This is a genomic window from Streptomyces sp. NPDC060031 (genome assembly GCF_042736805.1).
Taxonomy (GTDB): domain Bacteria; phylum Actinomycetota; class Actinomycetes; order Streptomycetales; family Streptomycetaceae; genus Streptomyces.
Genome location: NZ_JBHWVM010000002.1, coordinates 96,752 through 114,210, shown reverse-complemented (window position 1 = coordinate 114,210; position 17,459 = coordinate 96,752). Strand labels below are relative to the sequence as shown.

Below are 17,459 nucleotides of genomic sequence, written 5' to 3'. Positions count from 1 at the left end.
GACGCCAGGACCATGTAGCACCAGCGCGGATCTCTTCCGGGATGGATGAAGCGTTGCTTACGGGTGGTCCGGGTGCCACCATGGCCCCATGCTCGACCTGTCCCGGCTGCGCGCCCTGCACGCCGTCTCCGTCCACGGCTCGGTCGCGGGCGCGGCGGCCGCCCTCGGCTACACCCCCTCCGCCGTCTCGCAGCAGATCGCCAAGCTGGAGCGGGAGACCCGCACCACGCTGCTGGAGCGGCGCGGGCGCGGTGTCGCGCTCACCGAGGAGGCCCGCCATCTGGCCGACACGGCCCAGGAGTTGCTGGCCATCGTGGAGCGCGCCGAGACCACTCTGGAAGAGCGCCGCGGGCAGCCGAGCGGGCTGCTCACGGTGGCCGCCTTCGCCTCGGCGGCGCGCGGGCTGCTGCCGGGGGTGCTGGCCGACCTGGCGCGCCGTCATCCCGCGCTGGACGTACGCCTGACGGAGGTGGACCCGCACCTCTCCGTGGACCTGGTGGCCCGGGGGGTCACCGATCTCGCGGTCGCGCACGACTGGGACATCGCCCCGCTGCCCGCTCCCGAGGGGGTGGAGCAGGCGGTGATCGGCGACGACCGCTGCGACCTCGTCGTACCCGAGAGCCACCCCTTCACCTCCCGGGCGGTGATCCGGCGGGCGGATCTGGGCGGGCAGCGCTGGGTGTGCCAGCCGCCCGGCCGGGTCTGCCACGACTGGCTGGTGCGGACCCTGCGCACGGCCGGGTTCGAGCCCGACATCGCGCACGTCGCCGAGGAGAACCACACCATCGTCGCGCTGGTCGCGGCCGGGCTCGGGGTGGCGGTCGTGCCGCGGCTGGGCACCGGGGCGCTGCCGCCGGGCGCGGTGGCCGTACCGCTGGAGCCGGGGCCCGTACGCAGGCTGTACGCCCTGTGGCGGACCGGGGCGGCCCGCCGGCCCGCGATCACCGAGGCCGTACGCACCCTGCAGGAGCAGTGGGGCTAGACGGAACCCCTTCCGGGGGACCCCGCGAGTGTCCGCGGCCGCGGCGGGGCGGCCCGGCAGTAGGGTCCGGCGCGTGCCGTACCAAGCCTCCCGCCGGACCCTGCTCGCCGTGGCCGCAGTGGCCGCCGCCACGGCCGCCGGGGCCGCCGCCGCCGCCGTGGGGCGCGACCCGGCGCCCGAAGACCCGCGGCCCCACGACCCGCGGCCCGGCGACCACCCGCCCCGCCGGGACCGGCCGGCCGGGCACCGGCCCGACGCGGCCGAGCTGCACGGCCTGGTGGCCCGGATGAGCCTGGCCGAGCAGGTCGGGCAGCTCTTCGTGTCCCGGGTGTACGGGCATTCGGCGACCGAGCCCGACCCGGCGGACGCCGAGCGGAACACGGCGCTGTTCGGGGTGCGCACCGCCGCCGAGCTGGTCTCCCGCCACCACCTCGGCGGGATCGTCTACTTCGCCTGGGCCCACAACACCCGTACCCCGTGGCAGATCGCGCAGCTGTCGGGCGGCCTCCAGCGGGCGGCCGCGGACTCCGGCGCGGGAGTGCCGCTGCTGATCTCCACCGACCAGGAGCACGGCATCGTCGCCCGCATCGGCACGCCCGCGACCCTGCTCCCGGGAGCGATGGCGCTCGGCGCGCAGTACGGCGGGACGGGCTCCGCCGCCGAGGCCCGCCGGGCCGCGCGGATCGCGGGCGTCGAGCTGGCCGCGATGGGCATCCGGCAGGACTACGCGCCGGTGGCCGACGTCAACGTCAACCCGGCCAATCCGGTGATCGGCGTACGGTCCTTCGGCGCCGACCCGCGCGCCGTGGCGGCCTTGGTCGCCGCCCAGGTGCGCGGCTACCAGCGGGCCGGGGTGGCCGCGACGGCCAAGCACTTCCCGGGCCACGGGGACACCGAGACCGACAGCCACGTCGGACTGCCGGTGATGCGGCACACCCGCGCGCAGTGGGAGGAACTGGACGAGCCGCCGTTCAGGGCGGCGGTGGAGGCGGGCGTGGACGCCGTCATGACGGCGCACATCGTCTTCCCCGCGCTCGATCCGTCACGGGATCCGGCGACCCTCTCGCGGCCCATCGTCACCGGGATCCTGCGCGAACGCCTGGGCTTTCGGGGGGTGGTCGTCACCGACGCCCTCGACATGGCCGGGGTCCGCCAGAAGTACGGGGACGACCGGGTCCCGGTGCTGGCCCTGAAGGCCGGCTGCGACCAGCTGCTGAATCCGCCGGACCTGGGGCTTGCCGTGCGCAGCGTGCTGGCGGCCGTGGAGTCGGGCGAGCTGTCGCGGGCGCGGATCGAGGAGTCGGTGCTGCGCATCCTGGAACTCAAGGCCCGCCGGGGCCTGTTCGACCGCCCGCACACCGCGGAGGCCTCCGCCGCGGAGGTGGCCGCGGTCGTCGGGATCCCGGAGCACCTGGCCGCCGCCGACGAGATCGCGGCCGGGACGACGACCCTGCTGGCCAACCCGGTGAAGCTGCTGCCGCTGGACCCGGCGGCCCGGCCCCTGCTGCTGGTGACGGGCACCGACCCGGCCTCCCCCACGGGTACGACCGGACCCCCTACCGAGGTACTGGCCCGGGAGCTGTCCGCGCTGGGCTGCCGGGCGACGGCCGCGGCGCCGGAGCGTGCGGTGGCTGCGGCCGCGGGTCACGCGGCCGCGCTGGTGTGCACGTACAACGTCCCCGAGGGGGACAGCCCGCAGCGCACGCTGGTCGCGGGGCTGCTCGCCACCGGGGTCCCGGTGGTGCTGGTGGCGATCCGCAATCCGTACGACGCGGCCCGGCTGCCCGCGTGCGCGGCCGAGCTGGCGACGTACTCCTGGACGGACGTGGAGCTGCGGGCGGCGGCCCGGGTGCTCACCGGGGCCGTGCGGCCCTCGGGCCGCCTCCCGGTCCCGGTGCCGGGCCGCTACCCGCTGGGCCACGGGCTGACGTACTAGCCCGCGGCCCGGCGGCGACCGGCGCCGTCGCGACGACGGCGACCGCGGCCGCCGTCGCGGCTACGGCCGCAGCATCGGCTCGCGGCGCAGGTCGACCTGGTCGAGCTGCGGGTCCGGCTTCGCCAGCGGCGCCGCCGCGGGTGCGGCGCCGTCCGCGGAGAACCCGGTGGCCGGGGCCACCCCGGCCCACTGCAGGATCTTCGCGGTGGCCAGGGCCTTCTCCTCGTCCAGCAGCTTGGCGACGCTGGCACCGTGGTTGGCGCCCGGCGCGATCATCACGTAGCTGTCGCGCACCCCGTAGCCGAGGTGGAACGGCTCGGCGCCCCACGGGTCGTTCTGCCCGTAGACGAAGAGCATCTGGTGGGCGTTGCTCCGCACCCAGGTGTCCACGTCCGCCATGGCGGCCGGCTGGAAGGTCATGGGGATGTCGCGGGGGACGAAGTTGCGCGGCGGCTGGTAGCCGTAGCGGCTCAGCCCCTTGAGGTGGGGCTGCTTGATGTCGGGCGAACCGAGCTGCGTGCCCGCCTGGTAGTAGTACGGCGTGTACGTCTCCAGGCCCTGGTCGGCGTAGGCGGAGAAGCCTGAGATCGTGTCGACGGTGTCCCAGATCTCCTGGTCGCTCGCGGTGGCGGCTGCCGGGACGGTGGCGCAGTCGGCGAGCAGGCTGTACTGCCAGAAGGCCCACACGTAGTCGAGCACGACGGCCTCGTAGGCCTTGTCGAGGGTGCCGACGGTGTTGAAGGTCCAGCCGTTCTCGGCGGCGGCGGCCGCGTACTTGGCCTCCAGCGGCTCACGGCGTACGAGCGCCTCGCGCTGCACGGCGTTGAGCTTGTCGCGGCACTCCTTGGTGCCGACCTTGCTGAAGAACCGGTCGTAGGCCGAGTCCTCCTTGTTGACCACGTCGTTCGGCGCGACGTAGGCGACGACGCCGTCCATGTCGCGCGGGTAGAAGCGCTCGAAGTAGGTGGCCGTCATGCCGCCCTTGCTGCCGCCCGTGGCCAGCCAGTTCTTGTTGTAGATCTTCTTGAGGGCGGTGAAGATGCGGTGCTGGTCGCTGGCGGCCTGCCAGATGTCCAGGTTCGCCCAGTTGGCCGGGTCGGGCCGCGACGGCGTGAAGAATCGATACTCCAGGGACACCTGGTTGCCGTCGACTATGGTCGTCGGCTCGCTGCGGCGCGGGCTGGTGTTGACGTTGTAGCCGGAGGTGAAGAAGACCGTCGGCCGGGAGACGTCCTTGTGCAGCAGGGTCAGACGCTGCTTGAAGGTGCCCTTCCACGGCGCCCGGTGGTCGACCGGCTGTTCGTAGTTCAGTACGAAGAAGCGGTAGCCGGGGTACGGCTTCTCCTCGATCAGGCTCATCCCGGGAATGCCGAGGATCTGGTCCTTGATGTCCGTGGCGGCGGCCGGCCCTGCGGCGGTGGCCGCTTGAGCCGTGAAGCTTGCCGCACCCATGGTGCCGATCAGCACCACGAGTGACAGCAGCCATCCGAGCGTCTTGCGCATGCACACTCCCCTTGAGTTCACTTCGGTCGCCGTGAACCTAGTCGGGTCAACACGCCGCTGAACAGACCTTGTTGGGTCGCAGCGTCAGCAAAGAATCCAGCCGGAATCGACCGATCCGCCCGCCACGCCGCCCTTTACATACACACAGCGGTTGATCGCGGGCACGGCGACAGGACCGGCATACCGGACGAACCGCCCCGCATCGCGTACGGGGGCGCCGCCGCGTGGCTGAATGCTCACCGCCATCGCGCGGCGCCCGGCGGGGGCGTGGGCGTGGGCCACGGTCACCGCGCAGGCCCGCGTGCGGGTCTTGTACACGCGGACCTCGCCCGCGCCGAAGGGCAGCGCCTTGACGAGCCGGCCCGCACAGCCCCCGGTCGCGGGCGGCGCCGCCTGCGCGGGCGGCGCCGCGAACAGCCCGGCGACGCTCAGCCACAGCGCCCCCGCGAACACCCCGAGGCCGCCGACCCGCCGACCCCGCCTCCCCCGGCTCCCCCGCCTCAGCAGCACCCCGCCCCCCGTTCGGTCGCGCACACGGTGTGCGTACGCATGTACGACGCCGGAGCCTGCCGGAAGGTTGTGGTGCGCAAGGACTCGACTCCGGTGACCTCGTACGGGTGGATCCGCAACCCCCCGCGCCCATACGGAAGTTCAGAGGGGGCCGGGAGATTACGCTGAGTAACCAGTTACCCACGAGAAGGCACTTCCATGACGAACGACCTGCTCGACCGCAAGCTGGAGCGCGCCTTCCGGCACCTGGACGTCAATTCCGACCAGGTCATCGACGCGAGCGACATCATCGCCCTCGGATCCCGGCTGCTCGACGCACTCGACGAGCCCGCCGACTCGCCCAGGCCGAGCGCGTGATGGCCGGGCTCGCGGACTTCTGGCAGGACCTGTTCACCGAGCTCGACATGGACCGGGACGGCAAGGTCACGCCCGAGGAGTACAAGCTGGGCATGACGCGGCTGTACCAGGGCGGCGGCGCGGCCTACGACCGGTCGCTGCGGCCGATGATGCAGGCGATCCTCACGGTCGTCGACACCAACGGCGACGGACAGATCAGCCCCGAGGAGTTCCACAAGGCCCAGCTGGCCTTCGGCACGAAGCTGGAGCCCGCCGACACGGACGCGCTCTTCGCGAGGATCGACCTGAACCACGACGGATACCTGTCCGTGGACGAACTCCTCGTCGCCGTCCGCGAGTACTACACGGGCAACGACGAGGACGCCCCGGGCAACCTGCTCTTCGGCGAACTCTGAGGCGTGGCCGGGCTCAGGCCGCGGCGCGCTCGTCCTCGCCGGCGAAGGTGCGCCACAGCTCGGCGTACCGGCCGCCGCGCGCCAGGAGTTCGGCGTGCGTGCCGTCCTCCACGACCCCGCCCCGGTCCATCACCACGACCCGGTCGGCGCGCGCGGCGGTGGTCAGCCGGTGCGCCACCACCAGGGTGGTGCGCTTGCCCGCGAGCCGCTGCGTGGCGTGGTTGACCTGCGCCTCCGTGGCCAGGTCGAGCGCGGCCGTGGCCTCGTCCAGCAGCAGCACGTCCGGGTCGACGAGCTCGGCGCGGGCCAGCGCGATCAGCTGGCGCTGGCCCGCCGACAGGTTGCGGCCGCGCTCGGCGACGGTGTGCAGGTAGCCGCCGTCGAGGGTGGCGATCATGTCGTGCGCCCCGACCGCGCGCGCGGCCGCCTCCACCTCGGCGTCGCTCGCCTCGGGCAGCCCGTAGGCGATGGCGTCGCGGACGGTCCCGGGGAAGAGGTACGGCTCCTGCGGGACGACGCCCAGCCGGTGCCGGTACGCCGTCAGGTCGAGGTCGCGCAGGTCGGCGCCGTCGGCGGTGACCCGGCCGGAGGTCGGATCGTAGAACCGGGCCACCATCTTGACCAGCGTGGACTTGCCGGCGCCGGTCTCGCCGACGAAGGCGACGGTCTGCCCGGCGGGTATCCGCAGGCTGATCCCGGCGAGCGCCTCGCCCTTCTCCCCCCGCTCCTCGGCGGTGCCGTAGGCGAAGCGGACGTCCTCGAAGGCGATCTCCCCGCTCAGGGCGGGCACTGCGCGCGGCTCGGCGGCGAGCGGCGTGGTGGTGGGCTCGCGCAGCAGCCCCTGGATGCGGCCCAGCGAGACGGTGGCCTGCTGGTAGCCGTCGAAGACCTGGGACAGCTGCTGGACGGGGGCGAAGAACAGGTCGATGTAGAGCAGGTACGCCACCAGCGCGCCGGTGGTCAGCGTGCCGGCGTCCACCCGCCCCGCGCCGACGATCAGCACGACCGCCGCGGCCCCGGAGGACAACAGCTGCACGAAGGGGAAGTAGACCGAGATCAGCCACTGCCCGCGGACCCGGGCCTCCCGGTACGAGTCGCTGCGCTCCGCGAAGCGGCGGGCGCCGGAGCCCTCGCGGCGGAACGCCTGGACGATGCGCAGCCCGGAGACGGACTCCTGGAGGTCGGCGTTGACCAGGCTGACCCGGTCGCGGGCGAGCTCGTAGGCGGCGACCGACTTGCGGCGGAAGACGAAGGTGCCGAGCACCAGGACGGGGAGGGTCGCGAAGACGATCAGCGCGAGCTCGACGTCGAGGACGAGCAGGGCGATCAGGATGCCGAAGAAGGTGAAGACGGAGACGACGGCGGTGACGAGCCCGGTCTGCAGGAAGCTGGACAGGGCGTCCACGTCGGTGGTCATCCGGGTCATGATCTTGCCGGTCAGCTCGCGCTCGTAGAAGTCGAGGCCGAGTCGCTGGAGCTGGGCGAAGATCTTGACGCGCAGGGCGTACAGCACGCGCTCGCCGGTACGCCCGGTCATCCGGGTCTCGGCGAACTGCGCGGCCCACTGCGCGACGACGACGACCAGGGCGAGCCCGGCGGCCACCCAGACGGCGCCGAGGGCGGCCTGCGTGACGCCCTTGTCGATGCCGTGCCGGATCAGGACCGGCAGCAGCAGCCCGGAGCCCGCGTCGACGGCGACGAGCCCGAGGCTGATGGCGAGCGGCGCCCAGAAGCCGCCCAGCAGGCGGCGCAGGCCGTAGCTCTTCTCCGGGGCGGCGGCACGAGCCTCGTCCACCCCGGGGGTGTCGTCGGCGGGCGGCAGCGCGGCCACCTGCGCGAGCAGTTCGGGGGTGGCGGGCATCCCGGCGACGGCGCCGGCCATGGAGTGCCCGGCGCCGGGCGCGCCGCTGCCCGCGGCGGGGACGGCGGTCGTCTTGTCCTGGCCCTCGCTGCGCTTGTTGTCCTCGCCGCGCCGCCAGAGCTCGGGGGTGACCCCGTCGCTGACCCGTCGCTTGGCGCTCACGGGCTCGGAGTCGATCTCGGCCTCGAGCTCGATGTCGCGTTCCAGGTCCCGGTCGAGATCGCGCTCGAACTCGGCCATCGCGGGCGCGTCGGGGGTCCGCGGGGAGGCCGCCCCGAGGGCGTCGGGGTCGGTCAGCAGCCTGCGGTACAGGGCGGAGCGGTGCTCCAGCTCCTCGTGCGTACCGATGTCGGCGAGCCGCCCGTGTTCGAGTACGGCGATCCGGTCGGCGAGGCCGAGGGTGGAGCGGCGGTGGGCGATGAGCAGGGTGGTGCGGCCGGCCATGACGGACCGCAGCGCCTCGTGGATCTCGTGCTCCACGCGGGCGTCGACGGCCGAGGTGGCGTCGTCGAGGAGGAGCAGGCGGGGGTCGGTGAGGATGGCGCGGGCGAGCGCGATGCGCTGGCGCTGGCCGCCGGAGAGGGTGAGCCCCTGCTCGCCGACCTTGGTGTCGTACCCGGCGGGCAGGGCCGCGATGAACCCGTCGGCCTGGGCGGCGCGGGCGGCGGCCTCGACCTGCTCGTCGGTGGCGTCCGGGTGCCCGTAGGCGATGTTGGAGCGGATGGTGTCCGAGAACAGGAACGAATCCTCGGGCACCAGGCCTATGGCGCCGCGCAGGGATTCGTACGTCAGCTCGCGCACGTCGTGGCCGCCGACCCGGACGGTGCCGCGGTCGGCGTCGTAGAAGCGCGGAAGGAGGAGGGAGACGGTGGACTTGCCGCTGCCGGAGGCGCCGACGACGGCGACGGTCTCGCCTTCGGCGATGGAGAGCGAGAAGCCGTCGAGGACGGGCCGCTGGGGGTCGTAGCCGAAGACGACGTCTTCGAACTCGACGGTGGCGGGGGCGTCGGCGGGCAGTTCGCGGTCGCCCTCCTCGATCACGGGCTCGGTGTCGATGAGCTCGAAGACGCGCTCCACGCCGGCGCGGGCCTGCTGTCCGACCGTGAGGACCATCGCGAGCATGCGGACGGGTCCGACGAGCTGGGCGAGGTAGGTGGAGAAGGCGACGAAGGTACCGAGGGTGACCTGGCCCTTGGTGGCCATCCAGCCGCCGAGGGCCAGCATGGCGACCTGTCCGAGCGCGGGCACGGCCTGGAGGGCGGGGGTGTAGCGCGAGTTGAGCCGGATGCTCCGCATCCGCCCGGCGAACAGCCGGCGGCCGGCGGCGCGCAGCTTGCCGGTCTCCTGCTCCTCCTGGCCGAAGCCCTTGACGACGCGTACGCCGGTCACGGCCCCGTCGACGACGGTGGCGACGGCGGCGGCCTGGGCCTGCGCGTACCAGGTGGCGGGGAAGAGCTTCTTGCGGCTGCGCTTGGCGATGAACCAGAGGGCGGGGGCCATGAGCAGCGCGACGAGGGTCAGCAGCGGCGAGAGCCAGAGCATGATGCCGAGGGATATCCCGAAGAGCAGGAAGTTCCCGATGGTCATGGGCAGCATGAAGAGCAGGCCCTGGATGAGCTGGAGGTCGCTGGTGGCCCGCCCCACCACCTGCCCGGTGGACAGCTCGTCCTGCCGGCGCCCGTCGAGGCGGGCGATGGTGTCGTACATGTCGGTGCGCAGGTCGTGCTGCACGTCGAGGGCGAGGCGTCCGCCGTAGTACCTGCGGACGTAGGTCAGCACGTACACGAGCAGGGCCGCGGCTATGAGCATCCCGGCCCAGGGCGCCATGTCCTTGGTCTTGTCCCCGATGACGTCGTCGATGATCACCCTGGTGACCAGCGGCACGACCGCCATGACGGCCATGCCCGCCAGGGAGGACCCGAGCGCGAGCAGTACGTTGAGCCTGTAGCGCCAGGTGTAGGCGGCCAGCCGCCTGCCCCAGCCCGGTTTGCCTGCGTCGGCTGCCGTCTCTGCCGCCACCACGTGGTGCCTCCCCGTTGGTCGTGTCCTACCGCCACCCCCAACGCCCCGACCGGCGGATTTCATCCCGCCGCAACAATCGAACGGCCTGACGCGGACTCGCGCACGCCCGTCTGACCCGTCCGGGCTTCCCCGGCGGACGCTGGGGGGCGCTGGGGGGCGCCTAGGGGGCGTCGAACTCGTACTCCAGGACGTAGGCGGAGGCGTCGAGCACCATCTCGTTGACCTCGACGGCCCGCCCGTCGGCGGCAAACGCGGTACGGGCGACCAGCACGACCGGGGTCCCGGCGGCCAGCCCGAGCCGTGCGGCCTCATCGGAACTCGGCATCCGGGAGCGGACCTCCTCCCGGAACCGGGCGGGCCCGTGGCCGAGCTCCGCGAGGCGGGCGTAGATGCCGCCGGGCCCGGTGTCGGGCTCGGCGATGGCGCTCGCGGCCACGAGGCCCGCGTCGAGGTACGAGGTCGAGAGCATGACGGCCTTCCCGTCGAGCAGAAACCTCCGCCGCCGCACACAGGCGACCGGGCCGGCCGGGCCGTTGTCGGCACGGCTGGCGCGGGCCATGGACTCCGCGGTGAGCCTCAAGCTGGCCGGGGAGACCTCGCAGGTCGTGGTCAGCGCCGCGTGAGCCGGTCAGAGGTGGGTCGGGGCGAACATTTTGAGGGTCGTCGGGAGGACCAGGACCGAGGGGCCCGGCTCCGACAGGGCCTTCTTCAGGTCCGTGCGCAGGGACTGCGGGGTGGTGGTGGACGCCGGGACGCCGAAGGACTGCGCCAGGGCCACGAAGTCGGGGCGGGTGAGTTCCGTGCCCGTGGCGCGGCCGAAGGCGTCGGTCATGTACTCGCGCAGGATGCCGTAGCCGCCGTCGTCCACGATCAGCCAGGTGACGTCCAGGTCGTGCTGCCTCGCCGTGGCCAGCTCCGCGATCGAGTACATCGCGCCGCCGTCGCCGGAGACGGCGAGCACCGGGGTGCCCGGCTCCGCGACACAAGCGCCGAGCGCCGCCGGGAAGGCGTAGCCGAGGCCGCCCGCGCCCTGGGCCGAGTGCATGGTGTTGGGGTGCTTCGCATCGAAGGCCGACCAGGCCCAGTACGACAGGATCGTCATGTCCCAGAACGACGGGGAACGCGGGGGCAGGGCCGCCCGGATCGACCGCAACAGGTCCTGTTCCAGGGTGACGTCCTGGGTGGACAGGCGGGTCTCGATGGCCGACAGGAGCAGGCGGACGCGCTCGGGCGCGGCCGGGTCCTCGCGCTCGGCCACCGTCTCCAGCAGGGCCTGGAGGGCGAGGCGGGCGTCCGCGTGGATGCCGAGGCCCGCGTGGTTGGACTCCAGCTTGCCGAGGTCCGCGTCGATCTGGACGACCCGGCCCTCGGGGAAGAACGTGTGGTAGTTCGAGGAGAGTTCCCCGAGGCCCGAGCCGACCACCAGCAGGACGTCCGCGTCCTCCAGGAAGTCCGTCATGTGGCGGTCCTCCAGCCAGGACTGGAGCGAGAGCGGGTGCGTCCAGGGGAAGGCGCCCTTGCCGCCGAAGGTGGTGACGACGGGCGCGTTCAGCCGCTCCGCCAGCTGCTTCAGCTTGCCCGCCGCGTCGGCGCGGATCACTCCGCCGCCGGCGATGATCACCGGGCGGGAGGCCCGTGACAGCCAGTGGGCCGCCACCGCCGTCAGCTCGGGCCTCGGGGCCAATTCGTGCGGGGTCGCGTCCATGCCCGTGACCTGCGGGATGACCGTCTCCCCGCGCAGGACGTCCTCCGGGATCTCCACCCAGACCGGGCCGTGCGGGGTCGTGAGGGCCGATTCCCAGGCCTCGGCGATCACCGACGGGATCTGGGAGGGGGTGCGCGCGACGTGGACGGACTTGACCACGTCCCGGAAGGACGCCGCCTGGTCTCGCAGCTCGTGCAGGTGCCCGCGCCGGCCCCCGCCCAGGCCCGGGGACGGGACCTGCGAGGAGATCGCCAGTACCGGGGCGGAGGCGGCGGCCGCCTCCGCGAGGGCCGGCAGGGACATGAGCGCCCCGGGGCCCGTGGAGAGGAGCAGCGGGACCGCCTCGCCCGTCATCCGGCCGTACGCGTCGGCCGCGAAGCCCGCGTTGTTCTCCGTGCGGAGGGTGACCAGGTGGAGGTCGGAGCGGCCGACCGCGTCGAAGAGGGCGAGGGCGTGCTGCCCCGGCAGACCGAAGGCGGTGGTCGCGCCGAGGCCGCGCAGCGTCTCCACGACCAGGTCCCCGCCCGTGCGGCCCGGCGGCGGCGCCAGGGCGGCGGCCGTCTGGGCCTCGGTGGGGCGGAGTACCAGGTCGTGGTCGTGCGTCACGGTGCTTAGTTGCCCTTCGCCTTCGCCGCCGCGATCTGGCGGCTCATGATCGTGGTGAGCTCGTACGCGGTGTGCGAGGCCGCGACCGAGGTGATCTCGGCGTGATCGTACGCCGGGGCGACCTCGACGACATCGGCCGAGACGAGGTTGCAGGAGGAGAGCCCGCGGATGATCTCCAGCAGCTCGCGGGAGGTCATGCCGCCCGCCTCCGGGGTGCCGGTGCCGGGGGCGTGCGCCGGGTCCAGCACGTCGATGTCGATCGAAATGTACAGCGGGCGGTCGCCGATGCGCTGGCGCAGCTGGTCCGCGACCTCGTCGGCGCCGCGGCGGTAGACGTCCGCCGAGGTGACGATGCCGAAGCCCATCTTGGCGTCGTCGTCCAGGTCCTGCTTGCCGTAGAGCGGGCCGCGCGTGCCGACGTGCGACAGCGCCTCGGTGTCGAGGATGCCCTCCTCGACGGCGCGGCGGAACGGGGTGCCGTGGGTGTACTCGGCGCCGAAGTACGTGTCCCAGGTGTCCAGGTGCGCGTCGAAGTGCAGCAGCGCGACCGGGCCGTGCTTCTTCGCCACCGAGCGCAGGAGGGGGAGGGCGATGGTGTGGTCGCCGCCGAGGGTCATCAGGCGGGAGCCGGAGGAGAGCAGCTCGTCGGCCGCGGCCTCGACCTGGTCGACGGCCTCGTTGATGTTGAAGGGGTTCACGGCGATGTCGCCGGCGTCGGCGACCTGCGCGAGGGCGAAGGGGGAGGCGTCCTGCGCCGGGTTGTACGGGCGCAGCAGGCGCGAGGCCTCGCGGATGGCGTTGCCGCCGAAGCGGGCGCCCGGGCGGTAGGAGACGCCGGAGTCGAAGGGCACGCCGACGACGGCGACGTCGGCGGAGCCGACCTCGTCGAGGCGCGGCAGCCGGGCGAAGGTCGCCGGGCCCGCGTAGCGCGGGATGCGGGAGGAGTCGACGGGGCCGCGCGGCTGCGTGCTCATGGGGGGTGCCCTTCTGGAGGTCCTGCGGGGGTCGTACTGGGGGGCCTGCTGGTGCGGTGCTTCGAGCGTAAGCCGACACCCCGGGGGCGCGAAGTGTACGTTTTATCCACCCAGCATCCCCGATATGTACGGAGTATCCATGGAGGCCCCGCCCACCCCGCCGGTCCCCCTGACCGCGCTGCTCGCCGACCGCGAGCTGGGGCTGCGGCACCTCGCGGGGCCCGCCGAGGCCGATGTCCACGGGGTGCACGCGTCCGAGATGGCCGACCCCTCGCCGTACCTGCTGGGCGGGGAACTGCTGCTCACGGCCGGTGCGGAGCCTGGCGTCGACCCCGAGGGCTACGTGGCCGGGCTCGTCGCGGCGGGTGCGGCCGCGCTCGGCTTCGGCGTGGCGCCCGTGCACCAGGAGGTGCCGGCCGCGCTGGCGGCGGCCTGCGCGCGGTACGGGCTGCCGTTGCTGGAGGTCCCGCCGCGCACCCCGTTCACGGCGGTCGCCCGGGGCGTCTGGCGGCTGATGGCGCAGGCCCGTACGCGGGAGCTGCGCCGGGTCACCGAGGCCCAGCAGTCGCTCGCCGCGGCGGCCGCCCGGCCCGAGCCGGTCGCGGCCGTGCTCTCCCGCCTCGCGGCGAGCCTGGGCGGGTGGGCGGCCCTCCTCGCCCCGGGCCGGGGCGGGGCGACGGAAACCGCTGCCGGACCCGGCGGGGCGGCGGACGGCGGGGCCGGGCAGGCCGGATCGGGCCCCGCACCGCACCCGGTCAGGGCGGCGGCCGGCGGCGCTCCCGGCGGGGCGGCGCTCGCCGCCGTGGGCATGCTGGCCGAGCGGGTGGCTTCCGGGGCGGCGGCGACGGCCACCGACACCCTGGGCGGGACGCACCTCGCCGCTTACGCCGTGGGCGGCGCTCAGGTGCTGGCCCTGGCCACCCCGGCGCGGGCCCCGGGCGACCACACCATCGCCTCCGTCGCCGCCGTGCTGCTGACCCTGCTGACCGCGCCCCGCCCCGCCGGGGACGAGGCCGCCGCACTGACCCGGCTGCTCCTCGGCGGGGATCCCGCGAGCGCCCTCGCGCCGGGGCCCTGGTACGCCGTCCACGCCCGCGGCGCCGGCGACCCGCGGGCCCTGGCGGCCGCGCTGGGCACCGTACTGCTGGACCCGCACGGTGACGGCGTACGCCTGCTCACCGACCGGGAGCCCGCCCCGCAGCCCGGGTGGCGCCTCGGCGTGAGCGCCCCGGCCGCCCCCGCGGACCTGCCCACCGCCGGGACCCAGGCCGGGCGGGCCCTGGAGCGCGCCGAAGCGGCCCGGACCCCGCTGGCCCGGCACTCCCCCGGCGGCCTCGCCGCCCTCCTCGACCCGGCCGAGGCCCGCGCCCACGCCGAAGCCCTGCTCGCCCCGCTGAACCGCGCGCACCGGGACACCCTGCGCGCCTGGCTGGCCCACCACGGCAGCTGGGACCGCACCGCCGGGGCCCTGGGGGTCCACCGCAACACCGTCCGCCAGCGCGTGTCCCGCTGCGCGGCGCTCCTCGCCACGGACCTCGACGACCCGGACACCCGCATGGAACTGTGGTTCGCCCTCCGCGCTCTGGACAGCGGGGACAACTCGCCGGTAACTTAGTCTGAGCAAGCGCTTAGCCATAGGCGGCGGACCGCCGCGACCGAAGGGAGCCGGCCCGTGCGCCGCACAGTTTTCAACGAGGACCACGAAGCGTTCCGCGAGACCATCCGCGCCTTCATCGAGGCCGAGGTCGTCCCCGTCTACGACGAGTGGTTCGCGGCCGGCCAGGCGCCGCGCGACTTCTACTACAAGCTCGGCGAGCTGGGCGTCTTCGGCATCAACGTCCCCGAGGAGTTCGGCGGCGCGGGCCTGGACACCCACAAGTTCGAGGCCGTCCTCTACGAGGAGACCTCGCGCGCGGGCGTGAACTTCGGCGGCTCCGGCGTGCACGTGCTGCTCGCCCTGCCCTACATCAAGATGCTCGCCGACGACGAGCAGAAGAAGCGTTACCTCCCGAAGTTCGTCTCCGGTGAGGAGATGTGGGCCCTCGCGATGACCGAGCCGGGCACCGGCTCCGACGTCGCCGGCATGAAGACCACCGCCAAGCTCTCCGAGGACGGCACCCACTACGTCCTCAACGGCTCCAAGACCTTCATCACCGGTGGCGTGCACGCCGACCGCGTCATCGTCTGCGCCCGCACCTCCGCCCCCAGCGAGCAGGACCGCCGCTTCGGCATCTCCCTCTTCGCCGTGGACACCAAGTCCGAGGGCTACTCCATCGGCCGCAAGCTGGACAAGCTCGGCCTGCGCACCTCCGACACCGCCGAGCTGGCGTTCGTCGACGTGAAGGTCCCGGTCGAGGACCTGCTCGGCGAGGAGAACAAGGGCTTCTACTACCTCGGCGCCAACCTGCCCTCCGAGCGCTGGGGCATCGCCTTCGGCGCCTACGCCCAGGCCAAGGCCGCCATCCGGTTCGCCCAGCAGTACGTGACGGAGCGCACCGTCTTCGGCAAGCCCGTCGCGCACTTCCAGAACACCAAGTTCGAGCTGGCCGCCTGCCAGGCCGAGGTGGACGCCGCCGAGGCGGTCGCCGACCGCGCCCTGGAGGCCCTCGACGCCGGTGAGCTGACCGCCGCCGAGGCCGCCTCCGCGAAGCTGTTCTGCACCGAGGTCGCGCACCGCGTCATCGACAAGTGCCTCCAGCTGCACGGCGGTTACGGTTACATGAACGAGTACCCGATCGCCCGCCTGTACGCCGACAACCGCGTCAACCGCATCTACGGCGGCACCAGCGAGGTCATGAAGTCCATCATCGCGAAGTCCATGGGCCTGTAAGGGACTTGGGGCGCTTAGCCTTCCCCTCATGAACGAGGCACTGACGACGCTCCTCGATCTGCTCGACCTGGAGCAGATCGAGGAGAACATCTTCCGCGGTACCAGCCGCTCGGCGCTGGTACCGCGCGTCTTCGGCGGGCAGGTCGCGGCCCAGGCGCTGGTCGCCGCCGGGCGGACCGTGCCCGAGGAGCGGACCGCGCACTCGCTGCACTCGTACTTCCTGCGCGCCGGGGATCCCGGCGCGCCCATCGTGTACTCCGTCGACCGGATCCGCGACGGCCGCTCCTTCACCACCCGCCGGGTCGTCGCCGTCCAGCACGGCCAGCCGATCTTCCACCTCTCGGCGTCCTTCCAGACGTACGAGGAGGGCCTCGACCACCAGGCCGCGATGCCGGACGCGCCCGATCCCGAGACCCTGCCGACGGCGGCCGAGTCGCTGCCCGCGTACCGGGAGATCTTCCGCGACCCGGGCACGGTGGAGCGCCTGATCGAGGCGCGGGGCGCGGTGGACCTGCGGTACGCGACGACCCCGCCCTGGGGCAGCGTCGGGGCGCCGGTGGAACCGCGGTCGCAGGTGTGGTTCCGGACGGCCGGCAAGCTGGAGAGCGACGACGCGCTCCTGCACACCTGCCTGGCCACGTACGTCTCCGACATGACGCTGCTCGATTCGGTGCTGCTCGCCCACGGGCGCGGCGGCTGGGCCGTCGGCGACGTCGTGGGCGCCTCGCTGGACCACGCCATGTGGTTCCACCGGCCCTTCCGCGCCGACGAGTGGCTGCTGTACGACCAGGAGTCGCCCTCGGCGGCCGCCGGGCGCGGGCTCGGCCAGGCGCGGATCTGGACGCAGGACGGCCGGCTGGCCGTGACCGTCATCCAGGAGGGTGTCGTACGCGTGCCGCGCTGAGATCCGGACATACCGTCACCGCATGGCGGAAGAATCCGAGAGCGTCGGCACGGTACTCGTCGCCGTGGTCACCAACCTGGGGATCGCCGCGGCCAAGACGGCCGGCGGGATCGTCAGCGGATCGAGCGCGATGCTGTCCGAGGCCGCGCACTCGGTGGCCGGCACGGTGGCCGACGTCATGCTGCTGGCGTCGCTGAAACGCAGCGCGAAACCGGCGGACGAGGCGCATCCGCTGGGGTACGGGCCCGAGCGGTACATCCGGGCGCTGCTGGCGGCGGTCGCGACCTTCTTCGGCGGTGCGGTGTTCGCCGTGTACGACGGGATCGACACGCTGGTGCACGGCGAGGAGCCGGGCGACCCGACGCTCTCGTACGTGCTCCTCGGCATCGCCTTCCTGCTGGAGGGCCACTCCCTGCTGGTCGCGCGGCGGCGGGTCAAGGGCGAGGCGGCGCGGATGGCGGCGCCGGTCGGCCTCGCGCTGGCGGCGGGCGGGCTGCTGGGGGCGCAGCTGACGGGGTCGGGGGTGTACGACGGGGTGGCGTCGCTGCTGATCGGGCTGCTGCTGGTGTGGGTGGCGTGGGATCTGGGGCGCTCGAACGCGCGGTACCTGATCGGGCGGCCGCTGCCGGAGGCGATGCGGGCGGAGGTCCGGGAGGAGCTGCTGTCGGTGCCGCACATCGAGGGGGTGCTGGAGCTGACGACGCTGGTGCAGGGGCCGGCGGAGGTTCTTGTCGCGGCGAAGATCGACTTTCACGACCTGGCGTCTGCGCGGCAGGTGGAGGGGGCGTGCGAGGACGCCGAGGCGCAGTTGCGGGAACGCTTTCCGGCGATCCGCCGCGTGTACCTGGACCCGACGCCGACGCCTTCCTGACGC

The 17,459-nt window shown here is 73.5% G+C and carries 14 protein-coding genes and 1 pseudogene; 9 read left to right on the top strand and 6 right to left on the bottom strand.

Annotated features, from left to right (window positions below; all coding sequences use genetic code 11):
- Positions 1–88 precede the first annotated feature (88 nt).
- Both ACFWB8_RS01455 and ACFWB8_RS01450 read left to right on the top strand, forming a co-directional pair.
- Positions 89–982, top strand: a complete 894-nt coding sequence (locus ACFWB8_RS01455; protein WP_385220767.1) for a LysR substrate-binding domain-containing protein — start codon at positions 89–91, stop codon at positions 980–982.
- Between the two features lie 73 nt (positions 983–1,055).
- Entirely contained in the window at positions 1,056–2,918 is a 1,863-nt protein-coding gene (locus ACFWB8_RS01450; protein ID WP_385220764.1) for a glycoside hydrolase family 3 protein, read from the top strand.
- Positions 2,919–2,978: 60 nt separating this feature from the next.
- Here the strand turns inward: ACFWB8_RS01450 and ACFWB8_RS01445 are convergent, their stop codons facing one another.
- Entirely contained in the window at positions 2,979–4,421 is a 1,443-nt protein-coding gene (locus ACFWB8_RS01445; protein WP_385220761.1) for a S28 family serine protease, read from the bottom strand.
- Positions 4,422–4,505: 84 nt separating this feature from the next.
- The gene (locus ACFWB8_RS01440; RefSeq protein WP_385220759.1) at positions 4,506–4,955 is read right to left on the bottom strand and encodes a hypothetical protein; all 450 of its coding nucleotides are present in this window, start codon (positions 4,953–4,955) and stop codon (positions 4,506–4,508) included.
- A 174-nt stretch (positions 4,956–5,129) separates the two neighbouring features.
- Here ACFWB8_RS01440 and ACFWB8_RS01435 point away from each other — a divergent pair, with 174 nt between their 5' ends.
- Both ACFWB8_RS01435 and ACFWB8_RS01430 read left to right on the top strand, forming a co-directional pair.
- The gene (locus ACFWB8_RS01435) at positions 5,130–5,288 is read left to right on the top strand and encodes a hypothetical protein (RefSeq protein WP_385220756.1); all 159 of its coding nucleotides are present in this window, start codon (positions 5,130–5,132) and stop codon (positions 5,286–5,288) included.
- Entirely contained in the window at positions 5,288–5,683 is a 396-nt protein-coding gene (locus ACFWB8_RS01430) for an EF-hand domain-containing protein (RefSeq protein WP_385220753.1), read from the top strand. Before ACFWB8_RS01435 ends, ACFWB8_RS01430 begins: the two co-directional genes overlap by 1 nt.
- Before the next feature lie 13 nt (positions 5,684–5,696).
- Here the strand turns inward: ACFWB8_RS01430 and ACFWB8_RS01425 are convergent, their stop codons facing one another.
- Both ACFWB8_RS01425 and ACFWB8_RS01420 read right to left on the bottom strand, forming a co-directional pair.
- Complete coding sequence (locus ACFWB8_RS01425) at positions 5,697–9,566, bottom strand: ABC transporter ATP-binding protein (RefSeq protein WP_385220750.1); 3,870 nt, start codon at positions 9,564–9,566, stop codon at positions 5,697–5,699.
- Between the two features lie 160 nt (positions 9,567–9,726).
- Positions 9,727–10,089 (bottom strand): annotated as a pseudogene (locus ACFWB8_RS01420) (UTRA domain-containing protein); the annotation flags it as partial.
- Here ACFWB8_RS01420 and ACFWB8_RS01415 point away from each other — a divergent pair.
- Entirely contained in the window at positions 10,034–10,189 is a 156-nt protein-coding gene (locus ACFWB8_RS01415) for a hypothetical protein (protein ID WP_385220892.1), read from the top strand. The pseudogene ACFWB8_RS01420 and the gene ACFWB8_RS01415 sit on opposite strands and share 56 nt — an antisense overlap.
- A gap of 5 nt (positions 10,190–10,194) precedes the next feature.
- Here the strand turns inward: ACFWB8_RS01415 and ACFWB8_RS01410 are convergent, their stop codons facing one another.
- Both ACFWB8_RS01410 and speB read right to left on the bottom strand, forming a co-directional pair.
- Positions 10,195–11,877: a thiamine pyrophosphate-binding protein gene (locus ACFWB8_RS01410; protein WP_385220747.1), complete on the bottom strand. Its 1,683-nt coding sequence runs from the start codon at positions 11,875–11,877 to the stop codon at positions 10,195–10,197.
- Positions 11,878–11,882: 5 nt separating this feature from the next.
- Positions 11,883–12,851 (bottom strand): agmatinase, encoded by a 969-nt coding sequence (gene speB / locus ACFWB8_RS01405; protein WP_385220745.1) that lies wholly within the window; start codon positions 12,849–12,851, stop codon positions 11,883–11,885.
- Between the two features lie 124 nt (positions 12,852–12,975).
- Between speB and ACFWB8_RS01400 the strand changes: the two genes are divergently transcribed.
- Genes ACFWB8_RS01400 through ACFWB8_RS01385 form a run of 4 tightly spaced genes read left to right on the top strand, consistent with a single transcriptional unit; the run spans position 12,976 to position 17,456 of the window.
- Positions 12,976–14,466 (top strand): helix-turn-helix domain-containing protein, encoded by a 1,491-nt coding sequence (locus ACFWB8_RS01400; protein ID WP_385220742.1) that lies wholly within the window; start codon positions 12,976–12,978, stop codon positions 14,464–14,466.
- 57 nt (positions 14,467–14,523) lie between these two features.
- Positions 14,524–15,681 (top strand): acyl-CoA dehydrogenase family protein, encoded by a 1,158-nt coding sequence (locus tag ACFWB8_RS01395; protein ID WP_030384786.1) that lies wholly within the window; start codon positions 14,524–14,526, stop codon positions 15,679–15,681.
- A 28-nt stretch (positions 15,682–15,709) separates the two neighbouring features.
- A complete protein-coding gene (gene tesB, locus ACFWB8_RS01390) occupies positions 15,710–16,585 on the top strand; it encodes an acyl-CoA thioesterase II (protein ID WP_385220739.1) in 876 nt (291 codons plus the stop codon).
- A 22-nt stretch (positions 16,586–16,607) separates the two neighbouring features.
- Positions 16,608–17,456: a cation diffusion facilitator family transporter gene (locus ACFWB8_RS01385; protein ID WP_385220737.1), complete on the top strand. Its 849-nt coding sequence runs from the start codon at positions 16,608–16,610 to the stop codon at positions 17,454–17,456.
- Positions 17,457–17,459: the final 3 nt, after the last annotated feature.